The sequence below is a fragment of the Clostridium isatidis genome, from assembly GCF_002285495.1.
Taxonomy (GTDB): domain Bacteria; phylum Bacillota; class Clostridia; order Clostridiales; family Clostridiaceae; genus Clostridium; species Clostridium isatidis.
Window position 1 is genome coordinate 2,786,197 of sequence record NZ_CP016786.1, and the last position, 22,591, is coordinate 2,808,787.

The following is a 22,591-nucleotide window of genomic DNA, read 5'->3' on the forward strand; positions in this document are numbered from 1 at the left end:
TATAAATTTTGCCTCTGTAAATTGGAGTTACTATTCACAATTTAAGAAATAGTCCTTACCTATTTCGCTTATATTGTATTAATCCAACTTAATAATTTATCTTTGTCTTCTTCTTTTCTTTCATCAAGTATAGGTACTGCTAATATAGGCAGCCATTCCAAAATGTCCTGCTTACACTTTTTAGATTTATTAGAATAGATTTCTAGGTATAAATCTGCCATTTCTTCATCAATAAGAGCTAAAGACATATAGGTTTTGCAGGCATCAGCCTCTTGACTTCCATTTGCTGCTTTAATCCAATTAATTACAAAATACTCATTCTTATCCTTCATAATATTGAAAGGATTAAAATCGCCATGACATAGGCCTGAACCTCTTGGTAGATTATTTAACTTAACTAATAATTTGTTTTTTGTTAATTCATCAATAAAATTACTATTCTCTATTTTTTCTTTTAAGCTATCATGTAAATTAAAAGAAAGATGTACTTTTATTTGTTGAATAAATATTTGTAAATCTACCATTATTTCAAGGTAGGAAGCTAAGTTCTCCCTGTCTTGCTTTATGCATTCACCTAAATCCATTCCCTCAATATAATCCATTTTTATAGCCCATTGATTCTCTATTTTTATAACTTCATGAATTTTAGCAACAGGTAAACCTATTTCCTCCATTAAAGAAGCAACAGTTGCTTCATAAAACACAGATGTCTTATCACAACCTGGATTAAATACTTTTATTGCATACTCTTTATGCTTATACACCTTTGATTGATTATCTCTTCCAATAAACTTTCCTATCTCCCTCATTTTTATCCCCTTATATATAGATAATTTACTAATTGCTAACTATAATCAATTATACTATATTTTGTAATTACATTCCTTATTTTTTTATTTTTCTTTTTATTTTTTTATATTTATTTTTATAGATTGCTTTAATAAAATTTTATAGTAAAATTAATATAACTAATGTTAAGGGGGAATTAAATTGAGTTTATACGATAAGCAATACTTAGCAATTATTGAAAACATATTAAAGAATGGATATTATGACAACAATAGAACTGGAATGCCTACTTACAAGCTTCCTCATCAAATAATGCAGTTTGATTTACAAAAAGAATTTCCTATATTAACTACTAAAAAGGTCGCTTTTAAAACAGCTATTAAAGAAATGTTATGGATATATAGAGATCAATCAAATGATGTAACAAAACTACAAGAACAAAATGTACATATTTGGGATCAATGGGTGGATGAAAATAATACTATAGGAAAAGCTTATGGCTATCAAATAGCAAAGTTTAAGCAAGTTGATAAGCTTATTGACACACTAAAAAATAATCCGCAAGATAGAAGAATGATTATGTCTATGTGGAATATTGAAGATTTACCTGAAATGACATTACAGCCATGTTGTTATCAAACATTATGGGATGTAACAGATGGAAGGCTCAACTGCATGTTAATACAGCGTTCAGGAGACATGCCTTTAGGAGTTCCGTTTAATACTTCTCAATATGCTGTTTTAGTTCATTTAATTGCTCAAGTAACTAATTTAACACCTGGGTTATTTACTCATGTAATAAATAATGCACATATTTATGAAAATCAAATTGAAGGCATGAAACTTCAGTTAACTAGAAAAGATAAAGACTTTGAAGCACCAAAACTTTGGATAAATCCAGAAATTAAAAACTTTTATGATTTTACAGTAGATGACATTAAGCTTATTGATTATAAACATCACGATCCAATCAAAATGGAGGTATCTGTTTAATGTTATCAATAATTGTTGCTAAAGCAAATAATGATGTTATTGGTGGAGATAATAAACTTTTATGGCATATATCAAAAGATTTAAAGCGATTTAAAGAAATAACAACTGGCCATACAATAATTATGGGAAGAAAAACCTTTGAATCACTGCCAAAAGTTTTACCTAATAGAAAACATATAGTAATAACTAGAGATAGAAACTTTAAAGTTGATTCTGATATGGTTCATATTGTTAATGATATTTCTACTGTTTTAGAAAAGTTTAAAGATTCTGATGAAGAAGCTTTTGTAATTGGTGGTGGAGAAATTTATAAATCATTACTTCCTTATTGTAAAAAAATTTATTTAACAAGAGTTTATAAGAACTTTGAAGGAGATACCATATTCCCTAATCTAGACTTAGAAGATTGGAATATCATAAATAAGTCTGAAATTTTCACTAATGAAAAAGATAATTTAAAATTTGATTTTATTGATTTAATAAGAAAATAAATAATAAAGAAAACGAGGGTTTCCTTTTGGGAAGACCCTCGCTTTCTTTGTCCTATTGTATGTTAATCCTATTGAAGAGTAACCTTATTTTAATAAACTTTTATTACTAAAATTATTCCATTCTCTACACATTAAAAAAACCCTTCTAACTAGAAAGGTCAGAAATTTTAAAACCGTGCACCTAGCTTTGACAATAGCTTATAGACGTTACTATGCAGTTAGCTCTGGCAAGATTGATCCATATCACACGCAGTAATTGCTTATCGCTGCTTCCTTCCGGACCTGACGAGGTTCACACACTTACGTCGTATGGGACCTTGCCATCAACACCACTTACATAGGCAGGCTCTATAAACTAAGGCCTAGGCTAGGAATTCAACCCCACTATAGCGGATTGTGGGTTACAGGGCACCGCTAACTCCCCATCTAGCACGGCATTGGCGGAGAGAAGGGGATTTGAACCCCTGATAGAGTTGCCCCTATACACGCTTTCCAGGCGTGCTCCTTCGACCACTCGGACATCTCTCCATAATATATAGCACTATTAAATTAAGCTACTGCTATATATTATCATATACTTTTTTATATTGCAACCTTTATAGCGACAGTAGTTTTTTGTTAATAATGAACTTTTTTTCTTTTTATCCATAGAATTAATATTATTCCAAGAATTATTGATATTAAACTTACAATTTGAGCTGTCCTTAAACCAAAGACCATTAAACTATCTGTTCTTAAGCCTTCAATAAAGAATCTTCCTATAGAATATAAAATTCCATAGCCAGCTAATACTATTCCATTATCTTTTTCTTTCTTTTTAAGAACTAATAATACTAATACTATACAAACTAATAAATTCCAAATGGATTCATATAAAAAGGTTGGGTGATAATAAGCACCATTTATATACATTCCTCTTTGAATAAACTCAGGAAATCTACTAATAAATTCCTTTGTAACTTCTCCTCCATGGGCCTCTTGATTCATGAAGTTTCCCCATCTTCCTATAGCTTGTGCTAAAATAACCCCCGGCATTATTACATCTACATACTCAAGGAAGTTTATCTTTCTGTACCTTGCAAATAAATATCCTGAAATTAAAGCTCCTATTACTCCCCCGTGAATTGCCATTCCGCCATTTCTTATATTTATAACATCTATAAAGGAATGATAACTTTCGATTTCAAAAATAACATAATATAATCTCGCTGTAATTATTGATACTGGAAATACTACTAAAAAGGCATCCACTATATTTTCAAAATTAAGTCCTTTTTTCTTAGCTAAAATATTAGCTAATATTAAAGCCGCTACAACACCAATAGATATGATTATTCCATACCACATAATCTCTATGCCAAATATCTCAAAAGCTACTCTATTCATATTTATCACCTTGCCTTATTTATTATAAAATACATGTTATTATTATAGTTTATTATCAGCTCTATTTCTAGTATTATAGAAAAAATCTGTAAGCAGCTTACTACAACTTTCACTATATAACCAATTTACTTTAACATACCAGTTAAAAATATTGTAATCTATCAAATTGATTATAGAGCCACAGGCTCCCATATCTCTATTAAAGGTTCCTATATAAAGCTTAGATATTCTGCTTTGAGCAATAGCAGCTGCACACATTGGACATGGCTCTAAAGTAACATACATTTCTGCTCCCTGAAGCCTCCAATTACCTAATTTTTTACAGGCTTCTTCTATGGCTAAAATCTCTGCATGAGCAGTTGGCTTGTTTAGAGTTTCCTTTAAATTATGAGCTCTAGATAAAATTTCTCCATCCTTAACAATAACAGCTCCAACAGGTACTTCTCCCTTATTATATGCAATTTGAGCCTCTTCTAAGGCTATATCAATATAATCCATAAAAATTTCCTTTCCATAAAAAAGAGCTGTAACACAACTTATGTTATGAAACAACCCTGCTTTTAAGTTAATTATACATTGTCAACTTTGAATTATTTAAGTAAAAATTCTCACTTTCTTGACTCTATTTCTATCCACTTTCTCTACAATAAATTTAATATTATTATATTTGACTTCTTCCTTTTCCTTAGGGATTCTTCCTAATTGCCCCATTACTAAGCCACCTATAGAATCAAATTCCTCTGATTCCATATTAACTCCTATAAGCTCTGATATATCATCTAGTTTGGCACTTCCATCAACTATATATTCATCTTCTTTTACTACTATTATTTCATCATCATCTTCTTTATCATATTCATCTTCTATTTCACCAACAATTTCTTCAATTAAGTCCTCTATAGTTACTATACCAACAGTACCACCATATTCATCTAAAACTACTGCCATATGATTTCTTGTTTTCTTCATTTCATTTAATAGTTCAGATATCTTCTTATATTCAAAGGTGTAATATGGTTCTCTTATATAATCTAAGACATTAAAATTTTCATTAGGATTATCAACTAAAATAAGATCCTTTATCCCCAATATTCCTATGATATCATCTATCTTATCTTTATATATAGGTATTCTTGAAAACTGCTCTCTTTTAATGACTTCCATAACTTCTTCATAATTAGCATCAGAAGGCAATGCTACAATATCAACTCTTTGAACCATAACATCTCTGACTTGAGAGTCTGCAAATTCTATAACATTAAAGATCATTTCTTTTTCAACGTCTTCAAGAACGCCCTGCTCTTCGCTTACTCCAACCATAGTTTTTATTTCTTCTTCTGTTATAAATTGTTCCCTATTGTTAGCTTCTCCTCCTAATATTTTTATTAATAAGCCAGAAACCTTTGTAAAAATTGTTACTAACGGATTAAATATTATTACTAGAATACTGATAGGTTTTATTACTGCCAAAGAAACTTTTTCTGAATTTAGTTTTGCTAAAGATTTTGGAGTTATTTCCCCAAATATTAGTACCAAAACTGTCATAATTGCAGTTACAAATCCTATTGAACCTTCACCAAAAGAAGAAATTGCAATTGAAGTTGCTATTGAGGATGCTGCAATATTAACTATATTATTACCGATTAAGATGGCACTTAATATCTTACCAGGATCCTCTAGTAACTTTTCTATTAGTTTTGCTCCTTTTACCTCTTCATCTACCATATGCCTTATTCTAATTTTACTTAAGGCCATTAAAGCTGTTTCTGACATGGAGAAAAAGCCCGATAAAATTAATAATACTATTAGTAAAATTATCTGCCACGTGTAACTGTCCAAACTATTCCTCACTCCTAAAATAAATATATTCTTATATAAATATTATACCATAATTTATATTTAATTCCTTTTATATAAAAAATAAAAGATAAAAGCCCACAAATTTCTTATTAAAATTTGCAGACTTTCCTGGTATCCCCAACAGGAATCGAACCTGTATCTGTCCCTTAGGAGGGGACCGTTCTATCCATTGAACTATGGAGACATATTTATTAAATTTTATAATTTTATATTATTATAACATTAAAAATATGTCAATGTTTTATAAAATCATATTTTTATATATATCAGCTTTTATAGATACTAACTTTGATATATACTTAATTTATGGAAATTATGCTTGAGAGGGTGGAATTATATGATTAGATCTATTATTTGGTATTTATTCTTTTTTATAAGCTTATTAATTAGTATGCCTTGGGCAGTAAAAGCAAAAAACTTAGATAAGAAAGGGTTACTTGAAAAGAAAGATAAGCTTGTAAATAAAGTAACCAAGCTTTGGGCTAATTGCCTTTTAAAAGTAGCTGGAGTTAAAGTTAATGTCTATGGTCTAGAGAATCTTCCCAAAGATAGAACTGTTTTATTTATTGGAAACCATCAAGGAAACTTTGATATTCCAATTTATATTTCAAAAATACCTACATTAAAAGGATTTATTGCTAAAGTTGAAACCGAAAAAATCCCTGGAATAGTAACTTGGATGAAACATATGAATTGTGTTTTTATGGATAGAAGCAGCTTAAGAAAATCAAGTGAAGCTATAGTTAAGGGTATAAAGATTTTAAAAGATGGTCATTCTTTAGTTATTTTCCCTGAAGGAACTAGAAGTAAAAGTGATAATATGGGAGAATTTAAGGCTGGCAGCTTTAAACTTGCTACAAAGTCTAAAGTTCCAATAGTTCCTGTCACCATTAGCGGATCTTATAAGATAATGGAAGCTAATAAGAAAAAATGGATTATAAAACCTTCTATAGTTGATCTTTATATTCATAAAGCTATAGAAATCTCAGATTTATCAAAAGAAGATCAGGAAGAACTTCCTAAAAAAGTTAAAGAAATTATAGCTAGTAAATTAACATAAAAAGAATAGATTTTTACAAAATATATAAAACTATCTATTATAGATATAAATTATATTTTGTAAAAATCTTTTTATTTTAAACTTTTTACTGGTTTAATTGCTTTATTATAACATTAATTTTTCCTTTAAAACTAAGGATTTATATTAATTAACAATTGTAATCATTTAAATATACATTTTATTCCGTTTTATAAAAAATAAATTCTTTTCCTAGGAAATAATTCGAGCATAAATCCTAATTTTAGTGTATACTAAGTAAGTTGATTAATGATAATATATTAATCATAATTTTTTATTAATAGAAAGAGGATTTTGAATGAATGAAATTAAATTTAGTGATTTAGGGCTTAAGGATACCCTTTTAAAATCTATAACAGAAATGGGTTTTGAAAAACCATCTCAAATACAAGCAGAAGCTATTCCCATTGCTTTAGAAGGATATGACATTATAGGTCAAGCTCAAACAGGTACTGGTAAAACAGCTGCCTTTGGCTGTACTATAATTAACGGAATTTCTAAGAAAGATGGACTTAGTGCTATAATACTATCTCCAACAAGGGAATTAGCTATTCAGGTTCATGATGAGCTTAGAAGATTATCAAAATATGATAACTTAAATATATTAGCTATTTACGGCGGAGATTCAATATCGTATCAAATAAAAGCATTAAAAGGAAATGTAAATATAGTTGTTGGTACTCCAGGAAGGTTATTAGATCATATAAGAAGGAAAACTTTATCTTTAGATAATATTAAATATTTAGTTTTAGATGAAGCTGATGAAATGTTAAATATGGGCTTCATAGATGATCTAGAAGAAATAATTAAGCAGGTGCCATCAGAGAGGCAAACTTTACTATTTTCAGCAACAATGCCTGATCCAATTAAAAAGCTTGCAAAACGTTATTTAAAGAAAGATGTTAAACATGTCGCTATTAAGAAGACTTCAATGACGGTTTCTAAAATAAGCCAAAGTTATTTTGAGGTAGCTCATAAATCAAGATTTGAGGCTTTATGCAGAATCTTAGATTTTGATCAGCCAAAATCATCAATGATATTCTGTAAGACAAAAAAAGGCGTTGATGAATTAGTTGAATGTATGCAGGCAAGAGGCTATGTAGTTGAAGGTATGCATGGAGATATGTCTCAAGCTCAAAGATTAAGAACTTTAAAGAAATTTAAAGAAGGTTCTTTAAACTTTTTAGTTGCAACTGATGTTGCTGCAAGAGGTATAGATGTTGAAGGAGTAACTCATGTTATTAACTATGACTTGCCTCAAGATGTAGAAAGCTATGTACATAGAATTGGTAGAACAGGTAGAGCTAATAGAGAAGGAATTGCCTATTCTCTAGTATCACCTAAAGAATATCCTATGTTAAAGCAAATAATAAGCGTTACTAAGAGTGAAATCAATAGAAAGAAAGTTCCAACTGTAGATGAAATATTTAAGAATAAATCTAATAATCTATTAAAGGAAGTTGCTGATAATATTGAAGCTTCAGATAACGAAAGATTTATACCAATAGCAAAAAAATTAGCAGAAAAATACGATGCTGTTGATGTAATTGCTGCCTTAATGAAGAGCAGTTTTAAAGATGATTTGTTTGAATTTTATAGTTCTAATGAATTAAAGGCTCCAAAAGCTGATTCTGAATATGTGCGTTTATTCTTCTCTATAGGTAGAAGAGATGGAATTACTCCTAAAACTATAATTAACTTTATTAAAGATAATGCTAGAATTAAAACATCACATATTGGAGATATTGATATATTAGAAAACTTCTCCTTTGTAAATGTTAGTCCAGATAATAAAGATAAGGTCCTAAATAAATGTATGGGAGTTAAATTTAACAGAAGAAAAGTTAATATTGAAGTAGCTAATAAGAAGAAAAAAAGATAGCTAACTAAGGAAAAGCTGTTTTAGATAGTTAACTAAAATGGCTTTTTATTTTTGTTTAAATAGTTCAAAAACTTTTTACAATTTTCTTGTTTCATATCATATTTTTATTACATACTCAATACATTGTAACATATAAAAGATTTTTAGGAGGTTCTTAATGATTCCGCAAAAATATATATGTCTTTCTTGTACTTATGTTTATGATCCTGAATTAGGTGATCCAGATAATGACGTATATGAAGATACTCCTTTTGAAGATCTTCCAGATGATTGGGTATGTCCGGTTTGCGGTGCTACAAAAGAAGAATTTTACATGTATGAGGACTAAAACAAAAAAACAGTCCATTAAAGACTGTTTTTTATTTGCTCTTATTTAAGCCCTTCTAACTAAATTTTCTTTAAATTCTTCTATAAAATCAATAGTCTCATTAGTTAGTTTGCAGGCTTTATTAATTAAATTATTTATTTCTTTAAGTATTTCTTTAATATCCTCTTTTTTCTTTGATTTTTCATAAGCTAATCTTCCTAATGCAATAAGCCTTTCCTTTTCTTCTTTTTCAAAATTAATTAATGGTACTCTTGCTATATAACCAGACGTTATCATATTAGTTCTATTTAATACTCCCCTAACTAAATAAGTCACTAAGGTTGAATTTAAATAGGATAATAAGAAGAACTCCTCTTCTCCATCACATAAAATACAACAATTAACACCAAAAACACTATCTCTAGGCAGCTTACAGGCAGAAAACTCAACTCCCATAGAGGAGCATATAACCCCTTCCTTAAATAAATACTCCTTATTTCTAACTATAAAGTTAGCTACCTTCTTAGATATTTTAAGAAAATTCTTATCTATAAAAAGCTTTTTCTCTGTATAAAACTTATCTTTACCAGGATTTTTATAAAAAGGCACTGTATATTGAGATTTACATTCCTTAGATAGATATAATTTATCATTTCCTGTAGATATACCAGTTATACATTTATATACATCTCCTATTCTCTTATTATTAAAAAGAAGCTTTATTTCTTTAGGACATTCTATTAAAAATTCTAGATTATCTCTATCATCTTTTAATAATATATTCTCTATAAAATATTTATTGTTTTCCAGTTCTCTCTTTTTAAGTTTTGCTTCAAAATCTCTTTTATTATTAATTCTATTATTTAAAATAACTTTGCCTTGATATTTAGTACCCTTTTGTAAGATTATTATGCTTGTTCTAACATCTGCTCCTTGGTTTAAAAATAAATTAGTAGGACACATTGTAATCTCATGTATAGAACATTTATCTAGTATTTTTTTTCTAAATTTTTTATAACTTTTTGCTGTAAAAAAAGAATCGCTTGTAATAATTCCTATTAGGGCACCTTCCTTAGCTAAATCTATTACTGCTGATATAAACATAAGATACATATTTTGAATTCCAACATCTTTAAATTTTGCTTTCAACCTATCTTTGTTATCTTTAATATATTTTACTTCATGACAATTATAAGGTGGATTTAGCACATAATAATCATATTCTAAAGGACTAATCTTACCATTATAAGCTATATTAGAAATATAAAACTTCAAAAAATCAATATTTTGAAAATTACAATCATATGTGTCCTTGTATCTATATACATCTATTCCATAACATTTAATATTTTTATTTATAAAAGGCCTTAGCATTTCCTCCCTTCCACAGCAGGGATCAAATACGCTCTTTCCTTCATTATTTATAGAAAATAATCTATCTGCAATATAATTACATATGTAATCAGGTGTTGAATAATAGCCTAATTCCCTTTTATTTATAGATTTATCTTTTGATATTTCTTCTTTTATCAACTTATCTTTTCGCCCCATAAACTTTCCCTTACCTTTATAAAAAATTCTCCACTATAATTATATAAAATTAAATTCATTAATTAAAATAAAAACAGTTGAGTAAGAATTTCTATAACTAAAATTCCTTCTCAACTGTATTTTTTCTTATATTAGATATCCCTATAATTAATTAATTCAATATTATTTTCTTTTAAAAGGTTCTTTAATTCTTGTGAAGTAAGAACTTCTAATTCCTCCAGCCTTTTTAAATTATAAGAACTATTTTTTAATAAAAATAAATCTACATATGCAGGATGAGACATTACTTCTACTAATTCATAGTTTTTTTCTATTATTTTTTCAAAGGACTTAACTGAAATAGCTTCATCATAAAAAGCACCCTCAAAAGCTACTACTTTATTATAATCTAACTCATACCCTAAACCGCCTCTTATTGGTAAATTATACTTCTTTAAAATTTTTTCAATAACAGGCTTTAAAATTTCAAAGGTATGAACATGATGATGTGAATCTAAATGAGTAATATTAATTCCCCTTGATTTTACCTTTTCAATTTGAGCACAAAATTCTTCAAATACTTCATTTAAGTCTATTTTATTAAGGTCTTGTTCTGTTAGTAACTTCCTATAAAAGTTTCCTTCCTCATCTACTATAGTTTTATGAGTTTTTAATACTGGCTTATAGGCACTTAAGGTTAAGTGAACACCACATCCCAAACCTTGGTTTTCCTTAAGAAGTTCTACTGCATGATCAAAGGCCGGCATTCCAGCCATTATAGTAGTGCTTCTTACAACACCAGTTTTGTATGCTTCAATTATCCCATAGTTTACAGCCTTGCTAAACCCAAAGTCATCAGCATTTACAATTAATTTCATAAATTCATCCCCCTTATAGGTTTATAATAGCAAAACTTTCCTTAGCCTTCAATATTAACTTAAAGCTCAAATATATAATTATTTTGCATATTTAACTATACAGTCTCTTAAAGTCTCTGTTGCTTCTTTTGTTCCAACTGCATCATTATAGTACTTTGCAAATCTTTCATCTGCAACATACATTTCTGCTAAACCTACATGAGCTTCTGATGAATAAGTCGGCCATGAGAATGTTAGCCATTCCTTATGCTTTTCATAAACCTTCTTAGCAACTTCTGATTCTAAATCCTTTGTTTTTATAACTTCTTCTAAAGCTTCAAACATTTCCTTTTCAATATTTTGCATCTTTTTCATATCTTCTTCAGTCATATTCAGCCACTTTTTATTGGATTCTTCTATAATTTTCTCACCATATTTTTCTCTGATTTCTTTTCCATACTTTCTTTCATTTTCTTCTAATGCTTGTTTTTTAAATCCTTCAAACTTTTCTTTATTTGACATCTCAATCTCTCCTTTATTATAATCTATTGTTTTTTCTACTGTTTGAATAAGCAAATCTAGTTGCTTTCGTCTGGAGATAAGTCTTTCTCTGTGTTCAATTAGGGATTTATTTATATCAAAATCCTTATTATAAATAATTTCTTTAATATCTTCTAACTTTATATCCATGGACCTATAAAGTAAGATTTGTTGAAGTAGGTCTACCTCTTTTTCACCATAAATTCTATAGCCGGTAGAACTAACCCTGCAGGGCTTTAATAAACCTATTTCATCGTAGTATCTTAATGTTCTTGAGCTAACTCCAGCTAATTGTGATAATTTTTTGATTGTATATTCCATACCATTACCTCCTGACAAATACTATAATAAAGTATTCCGTAACGTCAAGGTCAATAACTTTTTAAAACTTTTTTAAAAAATTATATAGAAAAGCTGCCACACTAAAAAATAGTGTAACAGCCTATCTAATTAATTAGTTTTTATATAAGCCCCTTCTATTCCTGAAACTGCATTTCTGCAATAATTTCCTAGAAGGCCCTTAGTGTATTTACTTGGCTTTATTTCTTTTTCTAATTTTCTTTTTTCTAAAATAGCATTAACTTCATCTAATGTAAGGTTCTTATTATCTATATCTACTATATTAATGGCTCTATTTTCAATATCTATTTCAATAATATCACCATTTTCTATATATGCAATTGGACCTCCTGAAACAGCTTCTGGTGATACATGCCCTATAGCAGGTCCCCTAGTTGCACCTGAAAATCTTCCATCTGTTATTAAGGCAACTGTACTATTTAACTCCGGATCAGATGAAATTGCTTCTGTTGTATAGAACATTTCTGGCATTCCAGTTCCCTTTGGACCTTCATATCTTATAATAACAGCATCTCCAGGTTTTATATCCTTATTTATAACAGCATTATATGCATCTTCTTCACAATCAAAAACTACAGCTTTTAATCTTTGTTTCCATTGGGACTTTTGAATTGCTGAATGTTTTATTACACAGCCTAAAGGTGCCAAATTTCCCTTAAGAACAGCTAATGAACCTTCTTCATTAAGGGGTTTTTTGGCTGTAAATAGAATATCCCCATATGGATCATTATTAACATAATTTTTTTCAAATTCGTCTAAGTTTTCGCCTACAGTTTTTCCTGTAACGGTCATACAATCTAAGTGTAAATAATCCCTTAATTCCAGCATTATTCCTGGTAGTCTTCCTATATAACTTAAGCAGTCTGCAGGATATTTTCCACTTGGTCTTACATTTAAAATGTAAGGAACTTTTCTGTGTATTCTATCAAAGTCTTCTGCCGTAATCTTTATTCCTACTTCATTTGCAATAGCAGGTATATGAAGCAATGAGTTACTTGATCCTCCAATTGCTGCATGTACTATTATTGCATTTTCAAAAGCTTCTTTAGTTAATATATTTTTAGGGGTTATATTTTTTTCAACTAGGTTTAATACTGTTTTTGCAGCCTTCTTAATATATTCTTCATGCTCAGGACTAGCTGCAACTATTGCTGCTGATCCTGGTAATGCTAACCCTAAGGCTTCACTTAATAACTGCATGGTAATTGCAGTTCCTAAAAAGGAACATGCTCCATATGATGGACACGCTTTTTCCTTATACTCTTCATATTGTTCTTTTGTAATTTCGTTTCTTTTATACATAGCAGCATAAGTACCTATTTGATTTAAAGTTAAGCCCCCTTCACCAGCTCTCATTACTCCTCCTGGGATAAAAATAGAAGGTACATTGGTCCTTGCCATTCCCATTAAATGAGCTGGAACTGATTTATCACAGCTGGCAATAAATATTCCTCCATCAAAAGCTGTTGCATTTACGTGTATTTCAATCATATTTGCAATCATTTCTCTAGAGGCTAATGAATAGTTTATTCCATCATGACCTTGAGCTTGGCCATCACAAATATCTGTTACATAATAATCAGCAGGATATCCTCCCTCTTTTAAAACAACTTCACTACATAGTCTTGAAACTTTATTTAAATGAGCGCTTCCTGGATGACTTTTTCCATAACTGCTTTCAATTATTATTTGTTTTTTTTCTAAATCCTTCTTTTTCCATCCCATACCCATCCTTAAGCTGTCCATTTCGTAAGCTACTTCTCTTACTTTTTGAAAATTACTCATTTTTATCCTCCTATTTTATAAAAATAGTGTCTTTATATTAAAAGACACTATTCCCCTCATTATTTGTTTATTAATTTTAATGCTAAATCTAAAACCTTAGCTCCATTACACATACCATAATCTACAGATGGAATTACCTCAACATTTAGTCCAAACTTTTCTGCTTTTTTCTTCATGTCGTTTACCATGAATCTTATTTGTGGTCCTAATAGCACTACATCTGCTTCTTCCATATTTCTAAGAGCTGCATCTGTTGATACTGCCCAAATCTTAGTATCTAATCCTCTCTTTTGAGCTTCTTTTTCCATTTTTGTTACTAATAAACTTGTTGACATTCCTGCTGAACAAACTAATAATATTTTTTGCATAATTAATCACTCCTATTATTTCTATGATTTTTATTTATATTCATTTTCGAATATTTCCAACTCAAAACTTCTATTTTCCTGTACTTCCTTGTACCAGTTTCCAGATTTTTTAATTCTTCTATTTCTGTTATCTTCTAAATTAACTTCTACTAACCCGTATCTATTTTTAAATGCATTTTGTGGTGAAACATTATCCATGAAAGCCCATAACATATATCCCTTGCAATTAGATCCATCTTCTATTGCTTTTAAAGTCCAATATAAATGTTGTGATATATATTCAATTCTATAATCATCTTGAATTTGTCCATCTTCATTTTTATATTGAGCTTCATTTTGAACTCCCATTCCGCTTTCTGCTACAATCCACTCTACATTGTTATATTCTTCTTTAAGCCTTATGCCAATATCGTATATTATTTTAGGATATATCTCCCAGCCCCTGAAAGGATTCATTTTCTTTCCAGGTAGATCAAATAATTCGTAATAACGAGCTGGATGGAAAGGTATTTCTTCATTCCATGCTGTTGATCTAGCCTTTACTCTATGTGGATAGTATAGATTTAACCCTAAAAATTCAATAGTATTGTTTTTAATTATTTCTAATTCTTCTTCAGTATAATCAAACATACAGTTGTGTTTTTTTAAATCATTAATTAAATCTTGTGGATATTTTCCTTTTAACATAGGATCCATAAACACTCTATTAAAGTATAAATCATACATATAAGCAGCTTTTTTATCATGCTCTGCACTTGATCTTGGATAAGTAACTTCTGGATTTAATATAGCTCCAATTTTACCTTCTAATCCTAATTCCTTAAATAATTTTACAACCTTTGCATTAGCAAGGTTCTTATTGTGGTTCCATTGCATCCATTTAGCTGTATTTTGCTCATATGGCCATCTTATTGCATCAAGATAAACTCTAGTTTGAACAACAATTGGTTCATTAAAAGTAAACCAGTATTTTACCTTATGTCCAAAATGCTTAAATGCTTGTTCTGCATACTTTACAAATAAATCTACAACCTTTTTAGAACCCCATCCACCATACTTTTCAAATAAATATAATGGTAATTCATAATGTTCTAAACATATCATTGGCTCTACGCCATTTTTCTTTATTTCATCTATATAATCATTATAAAATTGAACAGCTTCTTCGTTTACTTCGCCAGTTTCATAGTCTTTAATAAATCTTGACCAGTCAATTGAAGTTCTAAAGGCATTTAATCCTACTTCCTTCATAAGCCTTGCATCTTCTTTATATCTATTATATAAATCAGCAGCTACAGTAGGTCCAATACCATCATGCCATAATTCAGGAACGGCTTTATACCATCCATCCATATAGTTCATATTTTTTTCAGTTTTTCCTGTCCAACCCTCTGTTTGCCATGCTGATGCTGCAGCTCCTAGTATAAAATTTTCAGGAAGATTTACCTTTTTTAGTGCCATTTTTATATCCACTCCTTAATAATAAAATTGGAAGTTCACAGTATGCTTAATTAAGCTTACCTAAATAATTATTAAGTATTTTATACTGTGAACTTTAAATTAATTGTTAGTTTTTATTACTAATCTTCATTAGATCTTTTCTTAAATCTATTATTTCTTCAGCAAGCTGTCTAACTGTTAATCCTGTCATTAAATGATCTTGAGCATGAATGAATAATAAATCTAATTTAACCTTATCTCCTTGTGCTTCTTTTGTTAATAGCTCTGTTTGCATATTATGAGCCATATTAAATGCTTCTCCACATTTCTTCATTAATTCTTCTGCTTTTTCTATATCTCCGTTCTTTGCTTCTCTTATTGCTTCAATTGCATAACTTCTGCCATCTCCACTAAATGTGATAATTCCAAATGCTACGCTTTCTAAATCTTCCATAAAAATTCTCCTATTCTATTAATTTTTTCTATGACTTAATAATTCTTATGCTATTGCGTCTGATTCAGCTTCTTCAAGTTCTAAAGATTTTTCTTGTTCAACTAATTGTCTATCATAAACCTTTACAAATGGTAGATATACAAGACCTACTACTATTACGTTAATGAATTGTATAACTCCTGCCATTATATCTCCATTAGTTGCTAAGATACCTGATATAAATAATGGTGTTGTCCAAGGAACTGCAATACCTGCTGGTGCTGAAACTAGTCCGAAATACATTGATAAATAAGTTATTGCTCCTGCTAACATTGGTCCTATAACGAAAGGTATTATCATTATTGGGTTTAAAACTACTGGAATACCAAATATAATTGGTTCTGATATATTAAATATTGCTGGTCCTATTGCTAATTTTGATATTGTCTTTAATTGCTTTGACTTAGCAAAAATTATCATTACTACTATTAAGCCTAAAGTTGCTCCACAACCACCTATACCGTTTACAAAGATATCATGGAATTGCTTTGTAACAATATTAGGAAGTTCTGCTCCTGCTTCTAAAGCAAGTCTGTTTTGGTCCATTGCTGGTAATAATATTGAATCCATTACTCCAAATACAACTCTTGTTCCATGGATACCCATTGTCCAGAAAAAGTGATATAAGAAAATTGTTGATAAAGTACCACCAAAAGATAATCCAACAGCTGCTAATGGTGCTCCTAGGAATTTACTAATAAATACAAAGACTGTTTCATAGCTTGTTGCTTCAAAGAATAATCTTATTCCTAAGAATGTAACAAGTATTACTAAAGCTGGTGTTATTGCTGAGAATGACTTTGATACTGCTGGAGGAACTGAATCTGGCATCTTAATTACCCAGTTCTTATTTACTATATATATGAAAATTTCTGTTGAGATTATTGCTGTTAATATTGCTGCAACTAAGCCACCAGCTGAAAAGTTTGTTGTTTGCCAAACTCTACCTAAGTTTAAAATTTCTCCACTTTGTAAAGTTTCGTTTATGTTTAATACAGGTATTAGTAGTAAGAATGCTGATAGAGCAATTGCACCTGCTGATAATCCATCAACTTCTTTATCTTTAGCAAGATAATAAGAAATTGAAAAAACAGCTAGCAAAGATACAATATCAAAGGTTACTCTTACTGGATAAAGAATTTTTGTAGTAAAGTCTGGTATTATACCGTTTACAAAATCTGCATAGCCATCTATAGGTAAGTTACCTAAAATCATAAATATTGATCCAACAATGATAAGGGGCATTGTGATTGATAATCCATCTCTTAAAGCTCTTATATGTCTTTCTGCAGCTATCTTACCAGCAATAGGCATCATTTTATTTTCCAAAAACTTAATAAATCTATCCATTTTTTTACACCTCTTCATTTAATTTATATGGAAGTTAAGTTAAAATTGTTATATAATATCTTTGTACACGTTTACTTATTAATGTCATTTAGTTTAAAGGCCAATAAACTATCTGACATTAATATATCACTTGTGAAAGTTTTTTTCAATACCTGAAATAAATTTTCTTTTATTTTTTTTATTTATTTTATTTTTTACTTTTTTATTGTATAATAACAATAAATTATCACACTATAGAAAGGATTTATTTAATGTCTAAGGAAATGAGTTGCCTTCTTCAAATGCGCAAAAATTACAGCAAATTAAGTGCTAAAGAAATTGAAATAGCTAATTTTATATTAGAAGATCCTCAACGAGTAATTTACTATACTATAGATGATTTTTCTAAGGCTTTAAATGTATCTGAAGCAACAGTTTCTAGATTTGTACGTAAATTAGGATTTAAAAAGTTTCAAGTTTTTAAGGTGGCTTTAGCTAACGAAATTACTACATCTTCTAATTACAAATCTCTAGCTATAAAAAAACCTGAAAAAAACTTTCATAGTTTTAGTAATATTATTTTTGAACTTATTAAAAATTCAAATCATGATAATAACGAAAAAACTTTAGCCAAGCTTAAATCAAATCTAATTATTTATGAAAAGGTTGCCTTTTTAGGAGTTGGAAACGCTAACGAATTAGCTTTTAATGCTTATAATAGTTTTCCTAATGCAAATAGTAAGCTTTTGTACAATCAAGATTTTATATTTCAAAAAAATATTGCTTTTGATTTATCTAAAAATGATTTAGCAGTTTTATTTTGCACAAATGAAGAAGATGAAGATTATATTTTAGAAATAATAGATGTATTGAAAAAAAATCATGTTACAACTATTGGATTTTCTTATAATTCAAACAGTATATTTTCTAAATCTGTTGCATACTCTCTAGCATCTAATATAGAAAATAATTCAGAGTTAACTGAAGATATACCTAATAAAATTTATATCTTGTCTTTAATCAAATATATGTATAATACTTGTTTTTCGGAATAAAAATAGACTATCTCAAAATACATTAAGTTTTTAATTATTTTGAAATAGTCTTTCTTTTATATTTAATTATTTTTCAAAATAGCATCAATAGTTATCTGCATCTTTTCGTTTAACTTATGATCCTCTAATAAAACCATTGATATTAAATCTATAATATACATTACAGAAAATTGGCTATTTATAAATTTATTCTTATCTACAAATTTAGGATTATACACGATAAGCTCTATATCGGATAATTTACTAACCATACTATCCTTAAAGCTAGTCATTCCTACTATTTTAGCTCCTCTTTTTTTAGATAGCCTTAAAGCTTGAATAAGTTCTTCTGTTTCTCCAGAAATAGATATTCCTATAATTAAATCACCCATTGAAACAATAGAACTATTAATTATCATCATATGAGAATCTGTTATACTATGAACATTAAAGCCCATTCTAAGGAGTCTTTGCATCATTTCTTCACCTGTTAAACCTGAGCTCCCTACTCCATAAATATAAATATGTTTTGCTTTTTTAATTTCATTTACAACTTTAAATATAGAATCCTTATCAATAATTAATTTAGTTTTTTCAATTACTTCATTGTAATACTTATATACATAAGAAAAAATTCCTTCTTCTTCATTTTGAGCAGATTCAGAACCAGTTGAACTAAGTTTTATTTTCATATCTACAAAATTATCACAGCCGATTTTTTTTGAAAATCTTGTTATTGTAGCTCCTGAAGTACCTATTTCCTTTGCTAAATCTGTAATATTTATATTTTTTATCTTATCTCCATATTGAAGTATATAATCAGCAATAGCCTTTTCTTTTTCAGAAAACTGAGTATACTTATTTTGTATCTCACATAAAATATCCACTTATTTTCCTCCACTAATTTATTTTATATTAACAATATACATAATTTTTAAAAATTATCCAAGTGGAATAAAATAATTTTCTTAACAAAAAAACAGAGGTAGAAACCAAAAGATCTACCTCTAATATATTTTTTATATTATTATAATACTTTTATAAGCTCATCATTAAATTTTTTTGTTATTAATTGTGGTCTAGTTATTGCGCTTCCTACAACTACTGCATGTGCTCCCATTTCTATAGCTCTTTTAGCCTTTTCAGGAGTGTCAAAATTACCTTCAGCAATTACTTTCCCTTTACATTTTTCTACTAAAGCCATTAATACTTCAAAATTATTCATTCCCTTTGAATGTTCTGTATATCCAACTAAAGTAGTTCCAATATAATGAAAGCCTAATTTATCAGCCCTTAGTCCCTCTTCAATTGTAGATATATCCGCAAAAAACTTTTGATTTGGATATTTTCTTAGTACTTCTTTTAAGAATTCCTCATCTTGATCTTTTGTTGCGTCTAAAGCAAGTATATCTACTCCGGCATCAACAAGGGCGTCAACTTCCTTCATTGTTGGTGTTATATATGGCTTCAGTCCAGGATAATTAATTTTTATTATTCCTATAACAGGTAAATCAACTGCTTTTTTTATTTCAATAATATCTTCAACGCTATTAGCTCTTATTCCTATAGCACCACCTTCTTTAGCAGCTACAGCCATTCTGCTCATAATATATGAACTATGCAATGGTTCGTGTTCTAATGCTTGGCATGATACTATTAGTCCTCTTTTTACTGCTTCCATTGTTATTAATCTCTCCCTATTAATTCATTTATTTTCTTGCTTAATGGATCTGCCTTTGCTCCAAATATTGCTTGAATTCCACCACCAACTTCTAATACACCAGTAGCACCTAATTTCTTTATTCTTTCCTTATCTACTTTTTTAACATCCTTAACAGCAACTCTTAATCTTGTTATGCAAGCTTCAACATCTTCTAAATTTTCTTTTCCGCCTAATGCTTCTAAAATTTGAACTGCTTTGCTATTTATTTCATCCTTTGGAGAAACTACTTTTACTTCTTCATTACCATCTTCAGCATTTTCATCCCTTCCTGGAGTTTTAACATTAAATTTAGTTATTAAGAACTTAAATGTAAAGTAATATAATGCTGCCCAGATGGCACCTTGTACTAATACTAGTAACCAGTTTGTTTTAGCATTTCCTTGAAGTATTCCAAATAGAGTAAAGTCTATTAATCCGCCTGAGAAAGTATTACCTATTGATATATTTAGTAAGTCAGCAACTAAGAATGAAACTCCATCAAAAAAGGCATGAACTACATATAGCCATGGTGCTATAAATAAGAACATAAACTCTATAGGTTCAGTGATACCTGTAATAAAGGAAGTTAATGCTGTTCCTAAAAATAAACCATAAAATGCTCTTCTTCTTTCCTTAGGTACACAATGGTACATAGCTAAACATGCTGCTGGTAATCCAAACATCATTGTTCCAAAACGTCCTGCAAAGAATCTTGTGCCTTCTGTAAATAATCCAACATGATTTGGATCAGCTAATTGAGCAAAGAATATGTTTTGAGCACCAACTATTGCTTGCCCTGCAACAGTTTCAACTCCACCTAATTCTGTATACCAGAATAGTGGATAAATCATATGATGTAATCCTACTGCTCCTGATAGTCTTAATAAGAAACCATATAGGAAAGTTCCTAATACACCTAAACCTGCTATTCCCTTACCTGCTGTTACTAACCAGCCTTGGAATGTTGGCCAAATTAAAAAGAATACAACTGCAACAAAAACTGCTCCTAGAGATGAAACTATTGGTACAAATCTTGATCCACCGAAGAAACCTAAAACATCTGGTAGTTTGATTGTGCTATATCTATTATGAAGAAATGATACCATTAACGCTATTACTATAGCCCCAACAACACCAGTATCTATAGATCCTATTTCAGGATTAAAAGTTGTTATCATTCCTGCTATTGAAGCATTCATAACTAAGAAGGCAACAGCTCCTGCTAAACCAGCAGTTCCTTTATCCTTTTTAGCTAATCCTACACAAAGACCTATACATATAATAAGCGATAAGTTTGCAAATACTGCATTTCCTGCAGCTGACATAATTGCAAAAATTCCTTGTAACCAAGCTATATTTAAAAATGGATATGCATTTATAGTATTAGGATTTGTTAATGCTCCTCCTATACCAAGCAATAAACCAGCTGCTGGTAATATAGCAATTGGCAACATAAAGGATTTACCTAACTTTTGTAATTGTTTGAACATTAATATGCCTCCTTGAAAATTATTTTAATAAAGTTTGCTTTATTAAAATTATATTCATCTGAATACATTTACATAGTATCACGAAAATAATTTTTATGCAATAGATTTTATGAATATTTTTTTCTTTATTTTCTTCCTTTTTTACCAAACTATTATCTCCTAAAATATAGTTAAATATTTAAAGGGAGATACTTTTGTACCTCCCTTTAAATTAATTTAATTATATCTTCTTTATATTTTTCCAAATTATCTTTAAATATTCCTTTTATAACAAATGGTCTTCCCCCAAGAACATATACTGTTCCATTAAAAAAGATAGCCTCATCTACATCATGGGTGACAAACAATATGATTTTATCCTTTTCTTCTAACATCTCCTTTAAATCCCTCATAATTAAATACTTAATTTTGTAATCTAAAGATTTAAAAGGTTCATCCATTAAAATAAGCTTTGAAGGTTTAAGAAAAGCTCTGGCAATATTAACTCTTTGCCGTATTCCCCCGCTTAATCTTCCAGGATATTCATTTTCTATTTCTTCAATATGTAAAAGCTTTAATATCTCTCTTATTTTCCTTATTCCTTCTTCTTTATTAAAATAATCATATATAAATAGCTCCATATTTTCTTTAACTGTAAGCCAAGGAATTAACCTATCCTCCTGAAATATATAACTTATATCTTTATTTGTATCAATTCCTATTATTTCTCCATTATCAGCCTTTACTAATCCTGCAATAATATTAAGCAAGGTACTTTTACCTCCACCTGATTGTCCAATTATACAATTTATATTATCTTTAATTTCTAAATTAAATTTATCAAATATTATTTTTTCTTCAAAAGACTTAGATAAATTTTTAATCTTTAATTTCATTT

At 29.1% G+C, this 22,591-nt stretch carries 22 protein-coding genes, 2 tRNA genes and 1 other RNA gene; 6 read left to right on the plus strand and 19 right to left on the minus strand.

What is annotated here, in order from left to right; translation table 11 throughout:
- Positions 1 to 68: 68 nt before the first annotated feature.
- Positions 69 to 809: a phosphotransferase gene (locus tag BEN51_RS13190; protein ID WP_119866460.1), complete on the minus strand. Its 741-nt coding sequence runs from the start codon at positions 807 to 809 to the stop codon at positions 69 to 71.
- 181 nt (positions 810 to 990) lie between these two features.
- Here BEN51_RS13190 and BEN51_RS13195 point away from each other — a divergent pair, with 181 nt between their 5' ends.
- Both BEN51_RS13195 and BEN51_RS13200 read left to right on the plus strand, forming a co-directional pair.
- Positions 991 to 1,782, plus strand: coding sequence for a thymidylate synthase (locus tag BEN51_RS13195; protein WP_119866461.1), 792 nt, complete (start codon positions 991 to 993; stop codon positions 1,780 to 1,782).
- Entirely contained in the window at positions 1,782 to 2,273 is a 492-nt protein-coding gene (locus tag BEN51_RS13200; protein ID WP_119866462.1) for a dihydrofolate reductase, read from the plus strand. The genes BEN51_RS13195 and BEN51_RS13200 overlap by 1 nt, the downstream gene beginning before the upstream one ends.
- 173 nt (positions 2,274 to 2,446) lie before the next feature.
- Here the strand turns inward: BEN51_RS13200 and ffs are convergent.
- The 6 genes from ffs to BEN51_RS13230 form a co-directional block, all read right to left on the minus strand.
- An RNA gene (ffs, locus tag BEN51_RS13205) (signal recognition particle sRNA large type) lies at positions 2,447 to 2,708 on the minus strand.
- Positions 2,709 to 2,711: 3 nt separating this feature from the next.
- Positions 2,712 to 2,801 (minus strand) — tRNA-Ser (locus BEN51_RS13210).
- A gap of 90 nt (positions 2,802 to 2,891) precedes the next feature.
- Positions 2,892 to 3,659, minus strand: a complete 768-nt coding sequence (gene lgt, locus BEN51_RS13215; RefSeq protein WP_119866463.1) for a prolipoprotein diacylglyceryl transferase — start codon at positions 3,657 to 3,659, stop codon at positions 2,892 to 2,894.
- A gap of 42 nt (positions 3,660 to 3,701) precedes the next feature.
- Entirely contained in the window at positions 3,702 to 4,157 is a 456-nt protein-coding gene (locus tag BEN51_RS13220) for a nucleoside deaminase (RefSeq protein WP_119866638.1), read from the minus strand.
- 96 nt (positions 4,158 to 4,253) lie between these two features.
- Positions 4,254 to 5,498 (minus strand): HlyC/CorC family transporter, encoded by a 1,245-nt coding sequence (locus BEN51_RS13225; RefSeq protein ID WP_119866464.1) that lies wholly within the window; start codon positions 5,496 to 5,498, stop codon positions 4,254 to 4,256.
- 130 nt (positions 5,499 to 5,628) lie between these two features.
- A tRNA-Arg gene (locus BEN51_RS13230) sits at positions 5,629 to 5,703 on the minus strand.
- Positions 5,704 to 5,856: 153 nt separating this feature from the next.
- Here BEN51_RS13230 and BEN51_RS13235 point away from each other — a divergent pair.
- From BEN51_RS13235 to BEN51_RS13245, 3 genes are all read left to right on the plus strand, one after another.
- Entirely contained in the window at positions 5,857 to 6,579 is a 723-nt protein-coding gene (locus BEN51_RS13235) for a lysophospholipid acyltransferase family protein (protein WP_119866465.1), read from the plus strand.
- A 316-nt stretch (positions 6,580 to 6,895) separates the two neighbouring features.
- Entirely contained in the window at positions 6,896 to 8,479 is a 1,584-nt protein-coding gene (locus BEN51_RS13240; protein WP_119866466.1) for a DEAD/DEAH box helicase, read from the plus strand.
- A 157-nt stretch (positions 8,480 to 8,636) separates the two neighbouring features.
- The gene (locus tag BEN51_RS13245) at positions 8,637 to 8,807 is read left to right on the plus strand and encodes a rubredoxin (protein WP_119866467.1); all 171 of its coding nucleotides are present in this window, start codon (positions 8,637 to 8,639) and stop codon (positions 8,805 to 8,807) included.
- 45 nt (positions 8,808 to 8,852) lie between these two features.
- Here BEN51_RS13245 and BEN51_RS13250 read toward each other — a convergent pair whose 3' ends face one another.
- The 8 genes from BEN51_RS13250 to celB all read right to left on the minus strand — a co-directional run bounded on the left by BEN51_RS13250 (position 8,853) and on the right by celB (position 17,509).
- Complete coding sequence (locus BEN51_RS13250; protein ID WP_119866468.1) at positions 8,853 to 10,337, minus strand: HsdM family class I SAM-dependent methyltransferase; 1,485 nt, start codon at positions 10,335 to 10,337, stop codon at positions 8,853 to 8,855.
- A 131-nt stretch (positions 10,338 to 10,468) separates the two neighbouring features.
- Positions 10,469 to 11,194, minus strand: a complete 726-nt coding sequence (chbG, locus tag BEN51_RS13255; protein WP_119866469.1) for a chitin disaccharide deacetylase — start codon at positions 11,192 to 11,194, stop codon at positions 10,469 to 10,471.
- A gap of 78 nt (positions 11,195 to 11,272) precedes the next feature.
- Complete coding sequence (locus tag BEN51_RS13260) at positions 11,273 to 12,034, minus strand: MerR family transcriptional regulator (RefSeq protein ID WP_119866470.1); 762 nt, start codon at positions 12,032 to 12,034, stop codon at positions 11,273 to 11,275.
- A gap of 129 nt (positions 12,035 to 12,163) precedes the next feature.
- Positions 12,164 to 13,858: a dihydroxy-acid dehydratase gene (gene ilvD, locus BEN51_RS13265; protein WP_119866471.1), complete on the minus strand. Its 1,695-nt coding sequence runs from the start codon at positions 13,856 to 13,858 to the stop codon at positions 12,164 to 12,166.
- Between the two features lie 59 nt (positions 13,859 to 13,917).
- On the minus strand, positions 13,918 to 14,226 hold the full coding sequence (locus BEN51_RS13270; protein WP_119866472.1) for a PTS sugar transporter subunit IIB: 309 nt from the start codon (positions 14,224 to 14,226) through the stop codon (positions 13,918 to 13,920).
- Positions 14,227 to 14,256: 30 nt separating this feature from the next.
- Positions 14,257 to 15,687: a glycoside hydrolase family 1 protein gene (locus tag BEN51_RS13275; RefSeq protein ID WP_119866473.1), complete on the minus strand. Its 1,431-nt coding sequence runs from the start codon at positions 15,685 to 15,687 to the stop codon at positions 14,257 to 14,259.
- A 106-nt stretch (positions 15,688 to 15,793) separates the two neighbouring features.
- Entirely contained in the window at positions 15,794 to 16,120 is a 327-nt protein-coding gene (locus BEN51_RS13280) for a PTS sugar transporter subunit IIA (RefSeq protein WP_119866474.1), read from the minus strand.
- A gap of 45 nt (positions 16,121 to 16,165) precedes the next feature.
- Positions 16,166 to 17,509 (minus strand): PTS cellobiose transporter subunit IIC, encoded by a 1,344-nt coding sequence (celB, locus tag BEN51_RS13285; RefSeq protein WP_119866475.1) that lies wholly within the window; start codon positions 17,507 to 17,509, stop codon positions 16,166 to 16,168.
- Between the two features lie 251 nt (positions 17,510 to 17,760).
- On the opposite strand from celB, the gene BEN51_RS13290 reads away from it, so the two are divergent.
- Positions 17,761 to 18,543, plus strand: coding sequence for a MurR/RpiR family transcriptional regulator (locus BEN51_RS13290; RefSeq protein WP_119866476.1), 783 nt, complete (start codon positions 17,761 to 17,763; stop codon positions 18,541 to 18,543).
- 62 nt (positions 18,544 to 18,605) lie between these two features.
- Here the strand turns inward: BEN51_RS13290 and BEN51_RS13295 are convergent, their stop codons facing one another.
- The 4 genes from BEN51_RS13295 to BEN51_RS13310 all read right to left on the minus strand — a co-directional run bounded on the left by BEN51_RS13295 (position 18,606) and on the right by BEN51_RS13310 (position 22,589).
- Positions 18,606 to 19,409 (minus strand): MurR/RpiR family transcriptional regulator, encoded by an 804-nt coding sequence (locus BEN51_RS13295; RefSeq protein ID WP_119866477.1) that lies wholly within the window; start codon positions 19,407 to 19,409, stop codon positions 18,606 to 18,608.
- 140 nt (positions 19,410 to 19,549) lie between these two features.
- Complete coding sequence (locus BEN51_RS13300) at positions 19,550 to 20,203, minus strand: N-acetylmannosamine-6-phosphate 2-epimerase (protein ID WP_119866478.1); 654 nt, start codon at positions 20,201 to 20,203, stop codon at positions 19,550 to 19,552.
- Positions 20,204 to 20,208: 5 nt separating this feature from the next.
- On the minus strand, positions 20,209 to 21,714 hold the full coding sequence (locus BEN51_RS13305; protein ID WP_119866479.1) for a PTS transporter subunit EIIC: 1,506 nt from the start codon (positions 21,712 to 21,714) through the stop codon (positions 20,209 to 20,211).
- A 206-nt stretch (positions 21,715 to 21,920) separates the two neighbouring features.
- Positions 21,921 to 22,589: an ATP-binding cassette domain-containing protein gene (locus tag BEN51_RS13310; RefSeq protein ID WP_119866480.1), complete on the minus strand. Its 669-nt coding sequence runs from the start codon at positions 22,587 to 22,589 to the stop codon at positions 21,921 to 21,923.
- Between the last annotated feature and the right edge of the window lie 2 nt (positions 22,590 to 22,591).

What these genes read in the sequence shown, in the direction of transcription:
- BEN51_RS13190 (WP_119866460.1), bottom strand. Translation starts at nt 809, where the DNA reads ATGAGGGAGATAGGAAAGTTTATTGGAAGAGATAATCAATCAAAGGTG.
- BEN51_RS13200 (WP_119866462.1), top strand. Translation starts at nt 1,782, where the DNA reads ATGTTATCAATAATTGTTGCTAAAGCAAATAATGATGTTATTGGTGGA.
- lgt (WP_119866463.1), bottom strand. Translation starts at nt 3,659, where the DNA reads ATGAATAGAGTAGCTTTTGAGATATTTGGCATAGAGATTATGTGGTAT.
- BEN51_RS13220 (WP_119866638.1), bottom strand. Translation starts at nt 4,157, where the DNA reads ATGGATTATATTGATATAGCCTTAGAAGAGGCTCAAATTGCATATAAT.
- BEN51_RS13235 (WP_119866465.1), top strand. Translation starts at nt 5,857, where the DNA reads ATGATTAGATCTATTATTTGGTATTTATTCTTTTTTATAAGCTTATTA.
- BEN51_RS13240 (WP_119866466.1), top strand. Translation starts at nt 6,896, where the DNA reads ATGAATGAAATTAAATTTAGTGATTTAGGGCTTAAGGATACCCTTTTA.
- BEN51_RS13245 (WP_119866467.1), top strand. Translation starts at nt 8,637, where the DNA reads ATGATTCCGCAAAAATATATATGTCTTTCTTGTACTTATGTTTATGAT.
- BEN51_RS13250 (WP_119866468.1), bottom strand. Translation starts at nt 10,337, where the DNA reads ATGGGGCGAAAAGATAAGTTGATAAAAGAAGAAATATCAAAAGATAAA.
- chbG (WP_119866469.1), bottom strand. Translation starts at nt 11,194, where the DNA reads ATGAAATTAATTGTAAATGCTGATGACTTTGGGTTTAGCAAGGCTGTA.
- BEN51_RS13260 (WP_119866470.1), bottom strand. Translation starts at nt 12,034, where the DNA reads ATGGAATATACAATCAAAAAATTATCACAATTAGCTGGAGTTAGCTCA.
- ilvD (WP_119866471.1), bottom strand. Translation starts at nt 13,858, where the DNA reads ATGAGTAATTTTCAAAAAGTAAGAGAAGTAGCTTACGAAATGGACAGC.
- BEN51_RS13270 (WP_119866472.1), bottom strand. Translation starts at nt 14,226, where the DNA reads ATGCAAAAAATATTATTAGTTTGTTCAGCAGGAATGTCAACAAGTTTA.
- BEN51_RS13275 (WP_119866473.1), bottom strand. Translation starts at nt 15,687, where the DNA reads ATGGCACTAAAAAAGGTAAATCTTCCTGAAAATTTTATACTAGGAGCT.
- BEN51_RS13280 (WP_119866474.1), bottom strand. Translation starts at nt 16,120, where the DNA reads ATGGAAGATTTAGAAAGCGTAGCATTTGGAATTATCACATTTAGTGGA.
- celB (WP_119866475.1), bottom strand. Translation starts at nt 17,509, where the DNA reads ATGGATAGATTTATTAAGTTTTTGGAAAATAAAATGATGCCTATTGCT.
- BEN51_RS13290 (WP_119866476.1), top strand. Translation starts at nt 17,761, where the DNA reads ATGTCTAAGGAAATGAGTTGCCTTCTTCAAATGCGCAAAAATTACAGC.
- BEN51_RS13300 (WP_119866478.1), bottom strand. Translation starts at nt 20,203, where the DNA reads ATGGAAGCAGTAAAAAGAGGACTAATAGTATCATGCCAAGCATTAGAA.
- BEN51_RS13305 (WP_119866479.1), bottom strand. Translation starts at nt 21,714, where the DNA reads ATGTTCAAACAATTACAAAAGTTAGGTAAATCCTTTATGTTGCCAATT.
- BEN51_RS13310 (WP_119866480.1), bottom strand. Translation starts at nt 22,589, where the DNA reads ATGAAATTAAAGATTAAAAATTTATCTAAGTCTTTTGAAGAAAAAATA.